The sequence below is a fragment of the Paenibacillus sp. PastF-3 genome (assembly GCF_029893135.1).
Taxonomy (GTDB): Bacteria; Bacillota; Bacilli; order Paenibacillales; family Paenibacillaceae; genus Paenibacillus_AQ; species Paenibacillus_AQ nitricinens.
Genome location: NZ_JARXWM010000013.1, coordinates 16,341 through 34,139 on the forward strand (window position 1 = coordinate 16,341; position 17,799 = coordinate 34,139).

General features: G+C 36.7%; 27 protein-coding genes. 23 read left to right on the top strand and 4 right to left on the bottom strand.

What is annotated here, in order from left to right; all coding sequences use genetic code 11:
• The first annotated feature begins 15 nt into the window (after positions 1–15).
• The 12 genes from M2444_RS22585 (at position 16) to M2444_RS22640 (ending at position 7,095) form a co-directional block, all read left to right on the top strand.
• Positions 16–1,503, top strand: a complete 1,488-nt coding sequence (locus tag M2444_RS22585) for a TniQ family protein (RefSeq protein ID WP_280788089.1) — start codon at positions 16–18, stop codon at positions 1,501–1,503.
• 191 nt (positions 1,504–1,694) lie between these two features.
• Complete coding sequence (locus M2444_RS22590) at positions 1,695–1,970, top strand: hypothetical protein (protein WP_280788090.1); 276 nt, start codon at positions 1,695–1,697, stop codon at positions 1,968–1,970.
• Between the two features lie 54 nt (positions 1,971–2,024).
• Positions 2,025–2,417 carry a hypothetical protein gene (locus M2444_RS22595; protein WP_280788091.1) on the top strand — a complete coding sequence of 131 codons (393 nt, stop codon included), beginning with the start codon at positions 2,025–2,027 and terminating at the stop codon, positions 2,415–2,417.
• Between the two features lie 34 nt (positions 2,418–2,451).
• Positions 2,452–2,850, top strand: coding sequence for a hypothetical protein (locus M2444_RS22600; RefSeq protein WP_280788092.1), 399 nt, complete (start codon positions 2,452–2,454; stop codon positions 2,848–2,850).
• A gap of 423 nt (positions 2,851–3,273) precedes the next feature.
• Complete coding sequence (locus M2444_RS22605; protein ID WP_280788093.1) at positions 3,274–3,747, top strand: hypothetical protein; 474 nt, start codon at positions 3,274–3,276, stop codon at positions 3,745–3,747.
• 70 nt (positions 3,748–3,817) lie between these two features.
• Positions 3,818–4,444: an XF1762 family protein gene (locus M2444_RS22610; protein ID WP_280788094.1), complete on the top strand. Its 627-nt coding sequence runs from the start codon at positions 3,818–3,820 to the stop codon at positions 4,442–4,444.
• Between the two features lie 87 nt (positions 4,445–4,531).
• The gene (locus tag M2444_RS22615; RefSeq protein ID WP_280788095.1) at positions 4,532–4,684 is read left to right on the top strand and encodes a hypothetical protein; all 153 of its coding nucleotides are present in this window, start codon (positions 4,532–4,534) and stop codon (positions 4,682–4,684) included.
• 205 nt (positions 4,685–4,889) lie between these two features.
• Positions 4,890–5,120 carry a hypothetical protein gene (locus M2444_RS22620; RefSeq protein ID WP_280788096.1) on the top strand — a complete coding sequence of 77 codons (231 nt, stop codon included), beginning with the start codon at positions 4,890–4,892 and terminating at the stop codon, positions 5,118–5,120.
• Between the two features lie 334 nt (positions 5,121–5,454).
• Positions 5,455–5,634, top strand: a complete 180-nt coding sequence (locus M2444_RS22625) for a hypothetical protein (RefSeq protein WP_280788097.1) — start codon at positions 5,455–5,457, stop codon at positions 5,632–5,634.
• 41 nt (positions 5,635–5,675) lie between these two features.
• Entirely contained in the window at positions 5,676–5,987 is a 312-nt protein-coding gene (locus tag M2444_RS22630; protein ID WP_280788098.1) for a hypothetical protein, read from the top strand.
• A 37-nt stretch (positions 5,988–6,024) separates the two neighbouring features.
• Entirely contained in the window at positions 6,025–6,492 is a 468-nt protein-coding gene (locus M2444_RS22635; RefSeq protein ID WP_280788099.1) for a hypothetical protein, read from the top strand.
• 339 nt (positions 6,493–6,831) lie between these two features.
• Complete coding sequence (locus M2444_RS22640) at positions 6,832–7,095, top strand: hypothetical protein (protein WP_280788100.1); 264 nt, start codon at positions 6,832–6,834, stop codon at positions 7,093–7,095.
• Between the two features lie 94 nt (positions 7,096–7,189).
• Here the strand turns inward: M2444_RS22640 and M2444_RS22645 are convergent, their stop codons facing one another.
• The gene (locus tag M2444_RS22645; protein WP_280788101.1) at positions 7,190–7,366 is read right to left on the bottom strand and encodes a hypothetical protein; all 177 of its coding nucleotides are present in this window, start codon (positions 7,364–7,366) and stop codon (positions 7,190–7,192) included.
• Positions 7,367–7,468: 102 nt separating this feature from the next.
• Here M2444_RS22645 and M2444_RS22650 point away from each other — a divergent pair, with 102 nt between their 5' ends.
• From M2444_RS22650 to M2444_RS22665, 4 genes are all read left to right on the top strand, one after another.
• Positions 7,469–7,798: a hypothetical protein gene (locus M2444_RS22650; RefSeq protein ID WP_280788102.1), complete on the top strand. Its 330-nt coding sequence runs from the start codon at positions 7,469–7,471 to the stop codon at positions 7,796–7,798.
• Between the two features lie 253 nt (positions 7,799–8,051).
• The gene (locus M2444_RS22655) at positions 8,052–8,540 is read left to right on the top strand and encodes a hypothetical protein (protein ID WP_280788103.1); all 489 of its coding nucleotides are present in this window, start codon (positions 8,052–8,054) and stop codon (positions 8,538–8,540) included.
• Positions 8,541–8,581: 41 nt separating this feature from the next.
• Positions 8,582–8,881 (top strand): hypothetical protein, encoded by a 300-nt coding sequence (locus M2444_RS22660; RefSeq protein ID WP_280788104.1) that lies wholly within the window; start codon positions 8,582–8,584, stop codon positions 8,879–8,881.
• A gap of 174 nt (positions 8,882–9,055) precedes the next feature.
• The gene (locus tag M2444_RS22665; RefSeq protein WP_280788105.1) at positions 9,056–9,205 is read left to right on the top strand and encodes a hypothetical protein; all 150 of its coding nucleotides are present in this window, start codon (positions 9,056–9,058) and stop codon (positions 9,203–9,205) included.
• A gap of 777 nt (positions 9,206–9,982) precedes the next feature.
• On the opposite strand, the gene M2444_RS22670 is transcribed toward M2444_RS22665, so the two are convergent.
• Positions 9,983–10,105 carry a hypothetical protein gene (locus M2444_RS22670; RefSeq protein ID WP_280788106.1) on the bottom strand — a complete coding sequence of 41 codons (123 nt, stop codon included), beginning with the start codon at positions 10,103–10,105 and terminating at the stop codon, positions 9,983–9,985.
• A gap of 92 nt (positions 10,106–10,197) precedes the next feature.
• On the opposite strand from M2444_RS22670, the gene M2444_RS22675 reads away from it, so the two are divergent.
• On the top strand, positions 10,198–10,518 hold the full coding sequence (locus M2444_RS22675; RefSeq protein WP_280788107.1) for a hypothetical protein: 321 nt from the start codon (positions 10,198–10,200) through the stop codon (positions 10,516–10,518).
• A gap of 105 nt (positions 10,519–10,623) precedes the next feature.
• On the top strand, positions 10,624–10,830 hold the full coding sequence (locus tag M2444_RS22680; protein WP_280788108.1) for a hypothetical protein: 207 nt from the start codon (positions 10,624–10,626) through the stop codon (positions 10,828–10,830).
• A gap of 177 nt (positions 10,831–11,007) precedes the next feature.
• On the opposite strand, the gene M2444_RS22685 is transcribed toward M2444_RS22680, so the two are convergent.
• Positions 11,008–11,142, bottom strand: coding sequence for a hypothetical protein (locus M2444_RS22685; protein WP_280788109.1), 135 nt, complete (start codon positions 11,140–11,142; stop codon positions 11,008–11,010).
• 134 nt (positions 11,143–11,276) lie between these two features.
• Here M2444_RS22685 and M2444_RS22690 point away from each other — a divergent pair, with 134 nt between their 5' ends.
• Entirely contained in the window at positions 11,277–11,894 is a 618-nt protein-coding gene (locus M2444_RS22690) for a hypothetical protein (RefSeq protein WP_280788110.1), read from the top strand.
• Between the two features lie 503 nt (positions 11,895–12,397).
• Here M2444_RS22690 and M2444_RS22695 read toward each other — a convergent pair.
• Positions 12,398–12,781, bottom strand: coding sequence for an AbrB/MazE/SpoVT family DNA-binding domain-containing protein (locus tag M2444_RS22695; protein ID WP_094875914.1), 384 nt, complete (start codon positions 12,779–12,781; stop codon positions 12,398–12,400).
• Positions 12,782–13,518: 737 nt separating this feature from the next.
• On the opposite strand from M2444_RS22695, the gene M2444_RS22700 reads away from it, so the two are divergent.
• From M2444_RS22700 to M2444_RS22715, 4 genes are read left to right on the top strand one after another with little or no spacing between them, the layout of a single operon-like run.
• A complete protein-coding gene (locus M2444_RS22700; protein ID WP_280788111.1) occupies positions 13,519–14,508 on the top strand; it encodes a stalk domain-containing protein in 990 nt (329 codons plus the stop codon).
• Positions 14,509–14,561: 53 nt separating this feature from the next.
• A complete protein-coding gene (locus M2444_RS22705) occupies positions 14,562–14,873 on the top strand; it encodes a hypothetical protein (protein WP_094875918.1) in 312 nt (103 codons plus the stop codon).
• A 13-nt stretch (positions 14,874–14,886) separates the two neighbouring features.
• Positions 14,887–16,524, top strand: coding sequence for a putative bifunctional diguanylate cyclase/phosphodiesterase (locus M2444_RS22710; protein WP_280788112.1), 1,638 nt, complete (start codon positions 14,887–14,889; stop codon positions 16,522–16,524).
• A gap of 59 nt (positions 16,525–16,583) precedes the next feature.
• A complete protein-coding gene (locus tag M2444_RS22715; protein WP_094875920.1) occupies positions 16,584–17,678 on the top strand; it encodes an HD-GYP domain-containing protein in 1,095 nt (364 codons plus the stop codon).
• Positions 17,679–17,799: the final 121 nt, after the last annotated feature.

The following is a 17,799-nucleotide window of genomic DNA, read 5'->3' on the forward strand; positions in this document are numbered from 1 at the left end:
AAAGGAGGTGTAAATATGAATGCTATTTGGAGAAAAGAGTGGGTAAATGAATTTGAATCTCCGTGGTCATTATTTGAAAAACTCTCTCTAGCTAATGTAGTAAACCGAGATGATATATTAAAGATTCTCGGCAGTAAAGATGTAAAAGCGATAAAGGGTTATATGATTGGCAACATTCGGAGAGAGTTTTTTGATTTAAGCGGGTTTGATGAGGAATTGTTAACAGAAGTATTTAATTACAAGTTTGTTGAAAAAGTTAAATCTTCAATAGAGAAGATAATATCTCCATTGGATTATTTTGGACATTCTAATTCGTCGTCATGGTTTTTTCCCCAACTAAGATGGTGTAACGAGTGCCTGAGTGTTGGACACCACAGTTGGCTTCATCAATTTCGATTAATAGAAAAATGCCCATATCATAATTGTCCATTGTTTGAGTCCTGCCCTCAATGTAAAACTATATTTCCATTTCTTTTATCAAATGAACGAATGCAGGAAGCATTTACATGTAAGTGTGGTTACAAATTGGTTGATTTTTCTAATGAATTATGGAACAACTGGAATACTCAAATAAGGATCAATGACATATCAGTAATCAATTGGTTGTCAAAAAGCAGAAGTGAGGAGAGTCGATATTTATTTTTACCTGATCAATGTAACATCAATTTAGTAACTGAATCCTCTCCTAAAATAGCAACAGAACATTTTTCTTATGATAAAAACTTGATAAAACTAGATGATTTAAGCTACCACTCACATTTCAACAAAGAACTATATTCACGTAACATAAACATTTTTCATACTGTTGATCGTTACATAAGAAAGACGCTTTTGAAAAGTCACAAACATTGTATACATCAATTTTGGAATCTATTAAAAAACGAAGATGAGGAATTTCCCACAATATGCCCATATGCATACGCCTACGTTAACTGGAGAAAGACACTTCTAAAACTAGAATATTTCCACCGTAAAAACACAAGGGGCGATGATATTTCTAGAACTAAGAAGAGTGGATTTGAACTGGCCACAGATTTTATTACTAATGAGATCAAAACATTATTTGAGGAATTCATCACACAAAGTGAGAAAAAGCGAGGGATAAATAAAGATGCATTGTTTTGGGTTCACGATCAATGGACGTTGCGATTTGGAATTAAATTATTTTATGCCTGGCTGAACTGTGCCGAAAACGTTTTGAAGCGCGAAAAGAGAGTAAATTGGAACGATGTTCAACAAATAGTTTCATCAGTGCAAACAAAACTTGCATTTAAATATACAACAAACCATTTCAAAAAATCAGAGAGAACACTCACATTAGAGTTATATGTTAGTCCAGAAGTAATGGTATATCCTAAGTATAGCTGCCCGAATAATACAATGAAAAAGAGAAGAAATATCTCAAGGATGAAGCCATTTACTCCTTTAGATGTAGCAATAAATTACAAGGGTAGTGATTTAAAAAACTATGTTGATGCATACGTGAAAAAATACAATTTCTAAAAGAGCACTGATTAATCGATATCAGTGTTCTTTTTGTATGAAAAGAGGCATACTTACGACAATAGATACATGTTCTTGTCCTTTAAGGATATATGTTCTTGTCCTCCGACATTTACTGGTTTGGAAATAATTTAATGAAATTTCAATAAGGACTTCTAATGATATTCAATGAATAAGGAGAATACATTAATTTGCTGAGAATAAAAGAAGACAAATGGGTAGAATTCAGTGTTAATTGTCCTGAATACGGATTTAAATTGAATGACGAAGAAAATGCTTATATCATACAGTATCTTAAAGAAGAAAAATTCCCAAAAGATTATTTAGAATTACAAGTCTGGTTGGATAGTAGAAAAATAACAATTGAAACATCGAGTGTTCATTTTAGTGGATTAGCAAATGAGGGTGAGGAATTAGAAATAGTCTACAATTTAATAATGAACGGATTTGTTGAAAAATGTAAATAACTAGTTTAATGATCTTCAATAAATACTATATTGTCAGAGGGGATGGCTGTTTATATGAATGAAGAACTGCGAAAATATTGTCCCAATTGCAATAAAAGCAAACATGAAGATAAGTATGCATATTATTGTGCTCTATGCGGAACAGAGTTGAAGATTAAACGGGAGTTTTACCTTAGTCTTAACATACCTGATAGTAAGATTAACATGGAGGAGAATCTTGAAAGCGTATTTAATGGATGTCCCTTCTTTCTTCGTAAAATAGATGATAGCTCAATTCAAGTTGTTTTGTTTCATGATTATCCAAAGTGCAAACATTTAATTAAAGATAAGCGCGACTCGTTAGGGCCTGAGTCTTCTGAAATTAATATGACAGGTGAGCTGCTGAACGCCCTATTAAAAAAAGATTTTAATTGGTTTCATGAATCTGAATTAGCGGTCTTATGGTAACTAAATGATTATTAGATTATAAGGAGTGCTAATAATGAAAAAAGTCAACGTTTATGGAGTGTATCAATATAATGAATATCTTATTAATGTGATTGTCGGTGTAATTGATGCGAAAGATGATGAAGACGCAATGGATATTGTAAGTGAAATGAAATTAGGAACAGTAATTTTTGATCTTAACCAAAATACTTTTTATCATATACAAAATGAAGAATCAAAAATACTTAATGAAGAAAATATATTTAAATGTGAAGTTTGCGATTCGAGTAAAAAGATTGTAGAAATACCTTTATTGAAAACCCCGGTTTATCCCATTAATGGCTATATAGAAATTACCCTAAATCAATTAACTCGAGGTATTTTAAAGGAATTATTTGAAATGAATAAAGATTTTATTTCATTTGACTGTATTGCATTTGGAGTAAATAAATAAACCCCGACCGGATTGGAAAAGGGAATCGAGTGACATATCGAAATGGCATGCGTATTGTAAAATTTGGAAATGAAATTATGATAGAGTAGACCTGGCGTTGGATCAATCAGTTACAAAGCAATAATTCAGATAACTAGGAAGGATGAATTTTTGATATGCCAGGTAATGATATGGAATCTACACAAAAAAAGTCTGTAGGATTTGTGGTGGGAAGATTACAATGCAATGCAGATGTAGTCGAGCCGATGTAATTTGTGAAAACGGACGTTCCTATCATTGGTCTCCGTTTCATAAGGAATACCACGTTGGTGAAAGTAATCATAGCACTGACACCTATGGCTCAGAATGCTGCTCTTTAAAAGAGAAATGCTAATTAGTGAGTCCAGTTTGAGGAACACTTTCGGATAGGATGTGAATGGAAGAATGCCCTACACATGTATGAATACAGGTATCAAGCTTAATGTTCGAGCGGATCAAAGAGCGCAACGACGATCTGCAAATAAGGTTGAATCTGGTATGCGGTGGGAGTTTGTGCGAGGGATGTACGGTAATGTTTATGAGGTAATTGACCATGAACGATTTAACTGGTACAGACAGGATAGACCTGTAGATGGTCAAGGAGATATTTTTGATGGATTCTTGCCCTTCCAATGTGATTACTGTCGGAAAGTAGTAGAGTCTATAAAACATGTGCAATATAAAGCAAATTACTGGTATTACGTCAGACCAAATAAGCCTACAGCAGAATGGAAACAGAGCACAGTCGAAGTAAAGTACAGCAGTTGTGAAGCGTGCCAATATGGTCCATTACCGTTTCCAACAGTATTGATAGGATTTCACATGACAGACCTGTACCAGGACGGCATTCTGATTTACGTGCAGGAACGAAGGTTCTGATGAATGGAGATAGGTTCTACTCAAAAGGATCTAGGAGACTTCATATAGTGCAGGAAATGGGATGATATGTATGTGGTATTGGCTATTTATTAATCAATCAAATAGTTTCATAGTACTATCTGAAGAACAACTGCGAGAAGAAGGGCGATGGAATCTTGAAGAGGAAAACTATGAATTGATTTCTGATTCATTCAAAAGTATCCCTGCTGCAGAAGATTATGCTCATGAATATTATGGTGCTAAAAAAATCAGATTACGAGTGCGTCCAATCTCACTAAAAGATGCTCAGAAATTTGTAGACCTGGAACATCGCCATCATATAGCTCCTCAAGGCCATAAATTTTCAATAGGTTTGACAGACGGTCATAAAATATTGGGTGTTATTATAGCAGGTCGCCCAGTATCAAGACACCAGGACAATGGACTAACCCTTGAAGTTACGCGTTGTTGCGTGAGAGATGTGTATAAAAATGGAATTAGTATACTCTACGCAGCTGCGTGTCGTGTAGCTAAGGCTATGGGATATACAAGAGTAATAACTTATACACTAGCTTCTGAGAATGGTGCTTCAATGAGAGCGTCAAATTTTACATTGGAGCGCAGTAGTGAAGGTGGTTCTTGGGGGAGTAAGAGTCGTAAACGGACAGATAAGCACCCAACAATGAAAAAAAATTTGTGGGTTCGGGAAGTCAGTTAATGCACAGTGCACGACTCCTGGTGCGGAAGATCTTAAGGCTGCGGTGAAGTGAATTAATTTGAATTAGATTGAAAGGATGTATGTTTAATGATCATATTTCCAGTTGGCAAATGTAAGGTATGCGGATGTACAGATAATAACGCATGCGTGAATGAGTATGGCCCTTGCTCCTGGATGAACGAAGAACATGATTTATGTAGTGCGTGCACCAGCGATGAACAGGCAGAGAAAGTAGAGTAGACGCATATAGGACTCCAAACTGATATCCAGACACTTATATTCTATTTTGAAATACATATAGAATGGATCTTCCGCTGACAACAGAGGAAAATATCAACGTATACAGAACCATGGTTAAAGAAAGAGGGATACAACCTTTATCGAAAGAGCTTAAGGAATATTTCGTTGCGCATTACGATGAAATTGGACTACTAAAGGAGATAAAATGAGCAAAACAAGGAAAATAAATATTTCATCGATTTCACTTATAAATTTGACTAGAAGTTTAATTCAGACACATGAATTTGGGAATCTAGCTTTAAAACCTGAAGATCAGAAAGCCTTTGCAGAGATATTCGAGAGTTTGAATAAATCTGAAAAAATGGAGTTTGTCCGCGGCATACCTCCTGAACAGAGGACTAGATTTTTAAAATACATGGAAAGTAACTTTAAATAATGGACGTAATAATTTTTTTAATGAATAGTAGACGTATATTGCGAAGCATCAAAATGAAAAAATGGAGCGTGTATCTATGGACAATAATAGCTTGAAAAAGTATGAGGTATGGAGAAGATATTAGCGGTTGCAAACTATCAGTTTTTTATAACGGATATAACGGTTGGGAAAAATTAAATGATTTCACTGGAAAACAAAATATTACTATACATAAGATTATTTTTATTCAAGGAAATGATCGGGAACATGATTCACATCATGTATTTTATAAGACTAAGTGAAAAAGTTCGGAGATCGGATGAACGTAAGACGCAAACTATGAAGGAGTGGGGCTTTGGAAAAAATGAAATTTCTTTATGTAAAGGATAATGAGAACTTTGGATGTATCATTGAAGCCCCGACTGCCGATGAATGCTTTGATTTAGGTATAGAAAAAATTGAAAAAGAAAATGGGGAATTCCTAAATTATTATGCAATTGATGAATTTGGTTTGAAAACATATACAGCTATATAAGAGTGTGGACACAAACTATGTAATAAAAGGAGCTGATTGAAGTGGAGATTTTAACAGGTGGATTCTATGCGATAGATCATAAAAATGAAAATGGAGTTATTGAAACAAATATTATTCATGTTTTGTCAGTAAGGGAAAACTCAACGATAGAGGTGGAAAAACAGTTTTATGTAACGGAAACTATGCTTTTAGTAGATAATCAATTTGATTCTATTTATAAAAATGATTGGCTTGCAGAGTTCTTCAAAAGAGAAGCTACAGAGTATGAAATTGATATTTTTCATCATTACAAAAATCAGAATCCCCAATTGAAACATTGGGCTGAACACGTCACAGGAACTTGGATAAGTTAGTGAACAATGAGAGGACAAATAAAGGGAGGTATAAATAATGGATTATTTTCCTACGGTGATGGGTGCAGTGGTGGCATGTATTCTCTTATTCGCAATCTCTATGGTATTGAGTAAATATATATCAACTAAGTCTAAAAGTCGAAGTAAGAGAGATTACCCGGGTATAGATAGTACATTAGAAATCACTTCAAAAATTCGCAGTGGATTGGGTTCTCCATTGTACGATTCCTATAAAGCTACAAGACGCAATGGAAGTGTCACAGATCCTAATTCCACAAATCGCCTAGATGATCTGAATACAATTTTGTTAATAGCCAATGCAAATTCGTATGAATCTTCGCATAAGTCTCATGGACATTCCGAAAACAGTCATCATGTAAACGATAGTGGTTTACACCACTCCCATCACTCTCAGCATGACCACAGCAGCGTAGGATGTGATGGGAGTGGAGGTCATGATAGTGGTGGAGGTTCAGATTCGGGATGTTTTAGTGGCTCAGATTAATTGAAATGACAATGATTTATACGACAACTGGTGTGGAGGTCCATGAAAAAATAGTAAAGGAAAGGAATATCAGTATATGCTAAATAGACCAATGGAAACGTCTATAATTGTTTTGTTCATTAGTATTATTGGTTTTATTTATAAGGAGTATATTGAGTTTGATAAATTATTTTACATCCTTTGTGGCGCGTATATCATCATGCAAATCGTAACATTTCTTATAAAAAAGTATGAAAAGAGCGAAAAGAATTAGTAGTCAAATTAGCGAAGTTAAAATGAAAGGATGGTTCTTAAATGAAGAGACTTTCTAAATTACTAATGAATAGGATGGTGTATAAAATGATCGATTTTGTTCCGATATTAGCTGCTACATCGCAATCTTTTGTTGAGTTCATTCAATCAACTTTAAAGGAATGGGGGGTCGAAAAATACAAATGGAGGTTCGATCCAAATTGGGCCGGGGAGATATTTGTTCATGTTTTAGTTTATAACGAGGATTTAGGTGATTACGATCATCTAATGCAGTTTGCTTACCGTTCCGGAAGATTCGATTTTCAAAATATAAATAGTAAAGCATTAGAATGGCTAAAAGAGAATCTATGAGCCAATGTACTTCTATGAATGTTTTGTTGCGTAGTACGAAGATGTGAGGACATAAGAAAGACGTTCCATCGTCGGAACGCCTAAGATGCATTTCTTATTCAGCACTCCATTTATCAGGAGTCTGGTAGAAATCTATTAACTCCCTAACATCCTGGACAGTTGGAACTAACTTTGAGCGTTTGGTGCCGAAATCAGCCCTATAACCATCTTCGGTATCATATTGCAATATCTGAATCTCTTTGTAAGTCTCAATCTCTTTATAATCTGACATTGTTGACCACCGCCTACAGGCATTTATTGGAAGTATAACACGGTTTTCTGTAGACGGACAGTTTGAATTGTGTGACGCAGTCCGAAGATGAGGTGAATTTAAGTGAACCGAGTAACCAAGAAAACGATAGGTTGTTTCCAATACACACTGAAAGACCATAAGCCAATAACAGGGGAATTTAACAACTATGATTCTTTTTTTAACTACAACATGGCAGTAAAAAGACTTGGAGAGTTAGAGGAATCATTAGAACCGAAGTCAATCGATGAATGGAATGAAGGCTTTGGAGATGTATTGTGGTGGAAATTCCCGATTGAAGAACCGCCGTATGTCGGCACACCTTTAGATTTAAGTTGGCCAGATTATCATACGTATTGGACACCGATTACAATTCCAGATCAACCAAAACAGTACGAAGATACTGAGCAGTAGACTCATACAGCGTATGAAGGAGGTTTAAACAATGCAGGACATAGATAAGAAAGGCATGATTTTTTCGATCATTATGGCAGTACTTATATTTGCTGGGATGCTATACATCATATTTAACGATATAGCTACAAAGTAAAAGTATATTACCCAGTTCGGAGATACAGGGACATAGAGGGTTAATAGCCCTCCTCTCCCAACAGATAGAATGCAATTGACAAAAACTATTCAACAAAAACCAAGGAGGAAATAAATAATGAATAATGTAGGATTATCTGATCTGCTCCCAGGACGCTACATAAACTACAACGGTGAAATTATCACGAAAGAAAAGGCGGAACAGATTGTTGCTTCTGGAGAATGTCCTGTCTTGTTTACGGTATCCGACGTATATATTGAGGCTGCGTTGAACGATTTGTCCAGATCCCGGAAAGCAGGAGAAGAAGCAAGGGATTTCTGCGAATCAGACTTGCATGCAGAACGCGTTATCTACTGGAATATTTTCAAAATTAATGATGATTATATTGCTGCTGTAACGCAAGAACAGGCGGTACAACACCATCTGAAGGCGGTCGGTTCAAATTACTATTCAGAAGGCGAAGAACCGGTAGTAGAAGTTACTCCGGCAGAACAAAAAGGAAGGTTCGAGTGTGGGGACGGACGCGGGTTTGACGAAATGACCTTCGGAGAATGGCTGGTTGATTTCAAATACAGCGGACCTCAGTTGCTTTGTTGGAACGAGTAGTTTCTCTGTAGAAAGAGGACACTGAAAGGACGATGATAGAAATGAAAGATGCCACAGTAACGATCAGTTATGAAAGTTTCCAAGCTATCAAAACTAAAGCAGATAAATTTGACAAGCTAACAAGTGAAAATGAAGAGGCTGCTTCAAAGGAAAGTTCGTTTATTGCCAAGTTATCTACCTGCATTGAAAAGGCGAACGAATGCCAAACAGCAGAACACAATCAGTATCATATCGCACTAGGTATCCGAGCGATTTGCGAACACTATGATTATGATCTGAAGGCAGAGTATGGAGAATTGGGTGTAGGGCAAGCGTATCTGTGTTGCAGTAATATCCAATAAATATGGGTTTTCTCATTATGAAACTACAATTGCTGTTTTATTAGCGGTCATCACTGCAACTCTACTCGAAATACTTTTCGAGTTAAAAAACAAAAATAAATAGAAATGACCAAGCAATGCTTCGGTTCTGTGAATAGTAAACGCATAAAGCGCAACAAGGAGGGGCTGAAAGGCATGAACAAACAAGCGTTGAGTGAGGAAGTGCGGAATTTGAAAGCAGAAAACCAAATGCTCAAAGATGAGTTAATTTCATTAAAAGCCTTACTGTTTTTGCGTGACAAGGTCGACGAGCGAATTGGTAAAATCATTACGAACATTCGTTAGATACTATGTGATGCATTGCGAAGACATGGATTAGAAGACTCATATAGCGAAGTAAATAAATTCCGGGAGTGTTCTTATGTTCAAATTATTTAGGAAAAAACCAAAGTATAGACCGAATCTTGTTAAATCAGAACCAGTTAAAGTCGGTTTCCGTAAGACGTTTGATATCCAGACACCTCCCGGATCCGCACGAGTTGATGAAAACTACAAATCTGCACCATCATTTTATGAGCCTGGTAAATGGGACCGTAAGAAAGGAACGCGAGTGTAAGGTTATTTCTATGTTTTGTGATGGATAGTTGGAAGAGGTAGTTCCTCATGCTGTCACCGTTACTGGTTATATGAAGTCACTGTGGAGTGGATTAGCTGGAAGTAATAGCATTAATGAAATTAAAAGTAGATCTAAACTGAGAAGTAGATAAAAAAAAGGTTGTGTTCATAATGAATTTTTTCAATAAAGCTTGTATTACACTTGTGGTTGTAACGTATCCGTTTATGATATTTTCAGCTGCTAAAAGTGGGGACTTAACAGTGTGGAAATTCATTCTATCTCTTTTAATGGCAACTGGAGTAATTGCAGCACTATCTTTTATAGAGCGAATTAGAATTAAATTTCCTAAGGATACAGATTAAATACTTTTTTACGCAGTATGAAGATCCCGACATGAACACAGTCACAGTCTATGAGCGAATTAGAACTGGACGATGCCATAGTAGAGGTTGTAATCGGCAGAACAGAGAAACACTTCGATAGCTTCTACAGAAATAGATGGTGATTCAACCGCCCGAAGAACGAACCGGATTACGGAGAATGGCATCAATTCGCACCGTACTGGACTGACCCTGCTGCTTCTCTGGAGGTATAGACAGCCGCAATGAAAATAGATCCTTTGGATTCATCGAATCTCCTTCAAATCGTAAGATGGGGTACATATCACACGATAAGCAACCATGGAGAGATCTCAGTATTGAATATAAGGAGTGCATGATTTATGAAAATTAATAACAATGGTTTCGCTTTAAAAGGACATAAAGTTGGAAATGATTATTATATTTTTGAAAATGAAGCTGGCAACTATAATGTATATCAAGATTTACACGAAATTAATCAAGGTACAACCGTGCTTGAAATTAAGGAGATCTTGCCCCATTTGAAGCAAATAAGTGATGAAGAAGTGATTATTCAGTACAGAAATGAACCAGTGTTTTTATTGTTGCACAATATAAATATACAAGAAATGAATATATTCAGGCTTTCATTGGAAAACGAAATCATTATTAGAAAAAAAGAATGTAGGTTGAAAGAGACATAATGAGTAATTATCCATATGTTCTGGCGGCAACAAGGTTCTCCTGCAGCATGAGTTGGGATATGGAAATGACCGGTACCTGGTAATACAATTGAAAAGAGGGTAAATATGATTATTGTATTGTTTGGAATTTTTTGCAGTCTAATGTTTTTTATTTTAAGTATGAGTGCTGGAACTGCTTTAAGAATAATGGGTAGCGATCTTCCTATGCAGGTTTCTTTAATTGGTAGCGGTATAATTATAGGAATTTCCTTGATTCCTTATATTTTGGATAGGATTGAGTTGCGCAAGAAAACAAAGAACAAGATGGTATAGTTTTTCTTTTATGATATAGGGTATTGTCTTGGTACTGTAATCTGTTCAAGTCTTACTGTTGTTGTTTGTAAATGTAGTGTGATTCTTTAAGGAAATAAAATAAGTAGAGAACTTTAGCTTCATGCTAATGAAAAAAAGATGTGCTGGCTATAAGAGTCCGGCACATCTTTTTTGCGTCTATTTAGTAGTTTTTTTGCTTTTGCTTGGTTTAAGAATATGACCCTTTATGCCTAACTCCCTACTGGAAGATTTCAATAATTTCGCAAATGATAGTGCATCACCGCGCGTTAGTGATGTTGATTGATTCTTCATAATAGGACCTCCTATATGGACTCGATTTACTATTCTAGCATTTCCAAAAAATATAGGAATTAAACCTGGGTAGTAAAGCATATTCATAGAATAAGAAAAAACGAAAATAACTTTTCCTATGGGGGTTAATATATATGTCGAAACACTCTATTATTCGATCAGAATTAGAAGGGATGCAGGTTCGAACACTACAATCTCAAACGAAGAGTTTGTTTAGTACAATTTTCTCCTCAACCACAAAGAAAAATCCATATATCCCAGTGAATATAAAAATACCTGAATATGATCTTCTTCGAGCTGAAGTTTTTCTAGAAGATGTTATGGAATCTATTGATCGGGAATATGAAGTTTCAATGATTGAATTGACCGCACTGCTTGTAAAAGATTTTCTTCGTGTCACATCTACGAATACGAAATTGGAAGAATTGAAAAACAATCTAATGAGCAGAAGAGCAGAATATCTATCGACGAAAGAAAAAGTGAAAGAATGGGTGGAGGTTGCACCTGGACATAATGCGCTTAGAGAGCGGGAGCGGGTACGGCGCCGTAGATATTTTGAACTGCAGCTCGAGATACCTCGTAAAGTAGCCTTACGCGCAGAGATCATATTGTATGATTTAGAACAGATGTATGCTCCGTTTCAAATGACCTTGGATGACCTGATTACAATTTTGATTTTGGACTTTGTTCACCAGTTGCAGACCGGAAAACAAAAAGAAATTGTGAAAAAATTCGTGAGTAGTTTCTGTTAACGAAAAATAGGCCCCTGAGGAGCCCCAGAGGGTCTATATATAATGTCTCCCTATTCTTCCAACTCTTTCGGTAGCTTGACCTGCTGGAGTCAATCAGCTGGTGCTCGGAAGATCCAAGTCTCTCCAAATCGATCTTTAATTAAGCCCATTGTTTTTTCGATTTTATCTGTTTATCTCTTTTCTTGAAAGTGGGTTAGCTCGATCATTTCGTCTCGATTCAGCTCGGATGCTAGCTGAAACCATTAAGAAAGTCCGAATCCCCCTTCTTGGCAGCTCAAATAGATCTCCTGGTCAATTATCCTTGTTGTCAAGCTGACACACTGCGATGGCCATTCTGGAGCGTCAGTGTGTAACGACCGGATAAACGTTCTATATGTATAATAATTTGTTGACTAGTACTCGGTTATGTTCGCCTCCAAGGAAAACTCCCAATTTCACGTCCAAGAAGTATTGGACATCCTCCTATTCAACAATTTGCCTGCTTTTGCGTTACTTACTGAAACTCATGTTCTTTGATTGAGATCGATACTTGATAATGCGTTTCTTCTCCAGTTGCTTACAGTACCGTGGCCACCACATGTAGGGCATGTCAACAACGTTGAATGTTTTTTGAAGTAGAGTGCTTCCTTATCAGCATCGTATTCGAGTTCCAGATCGTCCCCCGGCTTAATATTAAACAATTTGCGAATGTCATTAGGGATCGTCAGAACGCTATTCCCAAGCATTTGCGTACAAAAACTGCTGTGACCGCTATCTTTCGTAACGTAAACGATTTGATCTTCTTTATGGATATGAAAGAACACCCATTCCCCAGTATTTATTCCGCCCATGATTTTCAGCCAACGAGCGGGAAATCTGATTTGCCCCTTACTCGAAACCTTTGGCATTAGTACCCCTCCAATCTTTACTTTCCTTTACTTTACTTCACGGTAAAGGAAAGTAAAGGAATAGTCAATGGCATCTTATCCTTAGTTTGCAACCCAAAAATAAATGTCAGGAATGCTGATTAATCCCTTCCAGTCAACTTCGGAATACGACTCTCAGGTACACTCTTTTTGGTTTGTAAATATTTATGATTCATAGAAACAAAGCTTTGTGTTCTGGTAATTAAATTATCTTTTTGTTGAGGTTTAGAAACTCCAAACGTATTCGACTTTGCTCCAATAGTCAGAATATAGAAGTCATATTTTCGGCTGCCGTAATCCCGCTTCCTTGGATACTCGGGACTGAGCGGAATTAGAATTATGCATTGGTCACCATTCCACATACATTGTGGTTGAAATGTGACTCGGTATGCTCTAAAAGATGAAGGACAGACGGAACAGACGAAACAATTTAGAATCGGACACCCTGCCCAGCTGTGGACGATCGTGTTTAGTTCAGGGAATTGAAATTCAATATACTGATGCTGCATAAGGAGAGTATTCTGACGGTGATATTTGTTCCATGGATCGATAATGATAATTTTTTTTGATTTTCTAACATTACCTAATATTGATTACAGTTATACTGTAATCAATTGTTTACAAAAAATGGGCGTTCAGGTACAATAAAATTACAATTAAATAACCAATGAAAGCCTCAGAATCTGAAATTACACAGACAAATAAAGGAGTCGAAGTTAATGAAAATGATTAGCATTGCATTTGGGCTTACTTCCGTCCTGTTACTTGCCGGATGTACAGCCGAATCATCCACAATTCTTCAGAAGAAGGTGAACACACCCATTAATATTCTAATTAACGGAAAAAAATTAGATTTCTCTTCTTATGCACCCTTTCGCCTAAACGGTGAAACTATGGTGCCATTACGACAGATTGTTACTCATTTAGGTATGGAAATTGAATATGAAGATAGTACGGCACATGTATTAATCAGAAAGGGAAACAAAACCATACTGCTCTATGCCGGTAAAGATATGGAAGAGGGGTCTCGGTATCTCGTTCTAGATGGAAAGCGAAAAAACATGGGGGCACCGGTCGTTGTTCGGAAGAAGACAACCTATGTCCCGCTTTCCTTCGTAAAAGAAATCGGAGCAACGAATCAATGGGTTTCGCAGGATCAAACAGTTCGAATTGATTTTGAAAGTCCACAGGATGATGGTCATCTAGAACCAATTCGAATTTATGTTGAACACGAGACTAAAAAATTACCAGGAACGATGGGCATTGGTTTCTTCTGGGGGTCTGTCTACATAGGAGAACAGAACACGGAAAAGGAGCCAAACGGTCATGGTACATTATTCGCACAGGATATGACGATCCTTTATGAAGGGCAATGGGTAAATGGTCTTCCCCATGGAGAAGGTGTGATGGAACTCAGTGCCGAGAGGGGAATAACCTTGGAAGGTAGATTTGAGAAGGCCAGTATCGTTACGGGGATATTAAAAGAACACGGGAAAGTATTTTATGAAGGAACTTTTGGCACTCAAACTTTGGATACTGGAAAATTACGACTTCCTGATGGTACCACATTTAAGGGGCGTATTTCAGGAGATCAGTTATTAGGTATCGGAGTGATATATACGAACGAAGGAAACGTTTTGTTTGATGGAAAGGTAGAGTTCGAAGGTCTGTTAGCGTTTAATGATTTCACTTTTTTTAAAACAGAGTAACTTTTCCAATTCTTAAAATCGTTTATCGATTTTTGGGGATAAGGAGGATGAATATGAAAGAATCATATTTTCAGATGGATTTGTTCTCTCAGCCTTCGGTGCTTGAACCTGTCTTCTTTTTGTATGCCCAACAAGTAGACACCTATCTTAGTTCAGGAATTAAAAGTGCTCGTGAAATCGCTATTAAACTCGCAACTGCACTTTCTGAAGAAGGCGAACAAGTGGAATACTTTATTTCAGGTAAGCCAAAGTTATATGTTGCACTTTGTCAGTACCTGGAAGCGGGAGTACACGATGGGCGCTTTATTTATTTGGGTGGGGATACTGCAGATAGACATTATCTGATGAATGAAGACGCAACATAGAAGGTGATAAGAAATGAAACTTCAATATCGAATAATTTTTATTATTTTTATTATCAACAGCTGCGCTTTAGCAATCAATGAAATGATCCCTGGTAGGGTATCATTGCAGATCTTGGTTGGAGTAACAATGCTAGTGATACAAGCTTTTGTATTACATGCTCTTCTTTTTAAGCCACTACGAAATTTATGGGAGCATCTCGATCATGTTCAATTAACCGGGAATATCAATTTACGATTCCCGCTACCCCTGAAGAAGGATGAAATTACTTTAATGGGAGCTTCCATAAATAGCATTCTCAATCTAATGAAGGATTATCAACAAGATGTTTTCCACCAGGCTAACCAAGATCCTTTAACCAAATTGCCTAATAGATCGCTGTTTTATGAGTATTTAGAGCAGTCCATTCAAAATGCCTCTAATTCAGATTCAAAAGTAGCGTTAATGTTTCTTGATCTCGATCATTTTAAGCAAGTGAACGATACTTATGGACACCAATATGGTGATGATCTTTTATGCCAAGTTAGCGCACGAATGTGTACTCTTCGGAAAAATGAAGAGTTTTTTCTCTTTCGGATAGGCGGTGATGAGTTTACGGTAATTCTACCAAATAACCGATCTCCGCAACTCTTGAAATCACTCTCGGAAAAGATCATTGCAGCCTTGGCCACTCCATTTAAAATTGGTGAACATGAATTGGAAATCTCAGCAAGTGTAGGGATTGCTATTTATCCGGATCATGGGAGACATACTGAAGAGATTATTGAGAATGCGGATATAGCGATGTACAAGGCAAAAGAAAATGGGAAAAACGGGTATGTCTTCTATGATGAAGAATTACTTTCGTCTAATATCAGGAAAAGAAAAATGGAGCGCCTTCTTACAAGAGCGATTGAAAATAATCAATTACAACTTCTTTTTCAACCTAAAATAGATATTCTGAAAAAAGTGATAACAGGGGTAGAAGCAACAATCCAATGGAACGTACCGGACCAAGGGATTCGTAATGCTGAAGAAATATACCTTTTAGCATCAGAATCTGGACTTGTTCCATCAGTAGAGTGGTGGTTGTTACGTTCAGCCTGTATTCAAGGAAAGGCTTGGATGGATAAAGGATTTTCTACTATTAATATAAGTGTGAAAATATCGCTGGCTCAACTAATTGATTCATTATTTTTGAAAAATCTCACAAAATTGCTCCAAGAGACAAAAATAGCACCTGAGTTGTTAGAGATTGAGATCACTGATAGTTTAGCAATGGTAAATCTGGAAACGACAATAGCTTGCTTACAACAACTCAAAAATATAGGTGTTAAATTGACTATTTCAGATTTTGGGAAAGAAAATTTCACATTAATGCATTTAAAAAAAATGCCTATTGATACACTTAAAATGGACCGGTCCTTCGTAGACGAAATCACTACAGATCCGGATACTGCAGCTATAGCTACTGCAATCGTTTCGCTTAGTCAAAGCTTAAACCTTCGTTTGCTCGCCGGAGGAATACAAACGCGTGAACAAGCAAAAATGCTATATGAAATGGGCTTCCGTGAGATGCAAGGTGACTATTTTAGCGTATCAATTCAAGCAAAAGATTTTGAGGCTATGATGTCAAAGAAAACAGATCTTCACTCATTGCTTCCTCCGGCATGACTCAGAAAGCCATTTAGCTTTCAGTTAAAGATCAAAGCAATTAGAATGGGGATTTGAGAATGAGATTATTAGGTTTGAATCGGTGTGAGCCTGGAATGATTTTGGCCCAACCGATATTTAATGATCGTGGAAACATGCTTTTAAGTGAAAGTACCAAGCTTACGAATGCATTAATAGAAAGACTAGAAATTTTAAATATTAACACAATATATATTAACGGGGATTATGTCACTGATGGGATTGTTATTGAAGATGACATTCCTTATCAGAAGCGTGTAGAAGCAATTCGGACGATAGAGAACACTTTTAGTGCTATTAGAGAAGGCAATCATAAATCAAAGACTCTGACGCGTGGACTTATGGTTAAAGAAATTCAGCAAGTATTTGATATGATACTTGCTGAATTTCGTCAAAAAAAACAGCTATTGAATTTACTAATTCAGATTAATGTTAAAGATACATGTTTATTTACGCACTCATTAAATGTAACTCTCTATGCAGTTGCTATGGGTATAAAGATGGGTTTAACGTATAAACAGTTACAAAATCTTGGGGTAGGGGCATTACTCCATGATATCGGCAAACTATTCATTCCTCAATACATACTCAGCAAGAAGGGGGCATTAGAAGAAGCTGAATTTGAAATAATGAAACGTCATACCGAATACGGTTTTGAGTTTCTTCGAAAAGAACCCGAAGTATCTTCTATCATTGCACATTGTGCATATCAACATCACGAAAAGCTGGATGGTACTGGTTATCCGCGTGGATTAAAAGGTGATGAAATCCATCTATTTGGCCGTATCTTGGCTGTTGCTGATGTTTTTGATGCATTAACCTCACATAGAGTGTATAGGAATGCTATGCTTCCACATGATGCTATAGAGATCATTTGGGCGGGGTGTCATACACAATTTGATAAAAGAGTGATAGAAGCATTTCACGCATCTGTAGCGTTATATCCGATTGGAGTCACCGTTATTCTAAATACTAATGAAGCAGCAGTTGTAGTTGGAAATGATCACAATTATCCTCAACGTCCATTAGTAAGAGTATTTAAGGATGCAGAGGGAAATAAACTCAATCCATACTTTGAGCGAGATTTATCAAAAGAACTAAGCGTCATGATTACTGAATGTGAGGCGATCATATAGGTAATTAATGATGTGTGCTGCGTATCTAATAACCAAGAGGTGAAAGTCTGGGGTCTGCTAAGCGAATCAATGCCGGTGGCTTAACCTCAGGGGTGCCATACCAGGCTATCTAAGTCCGGAG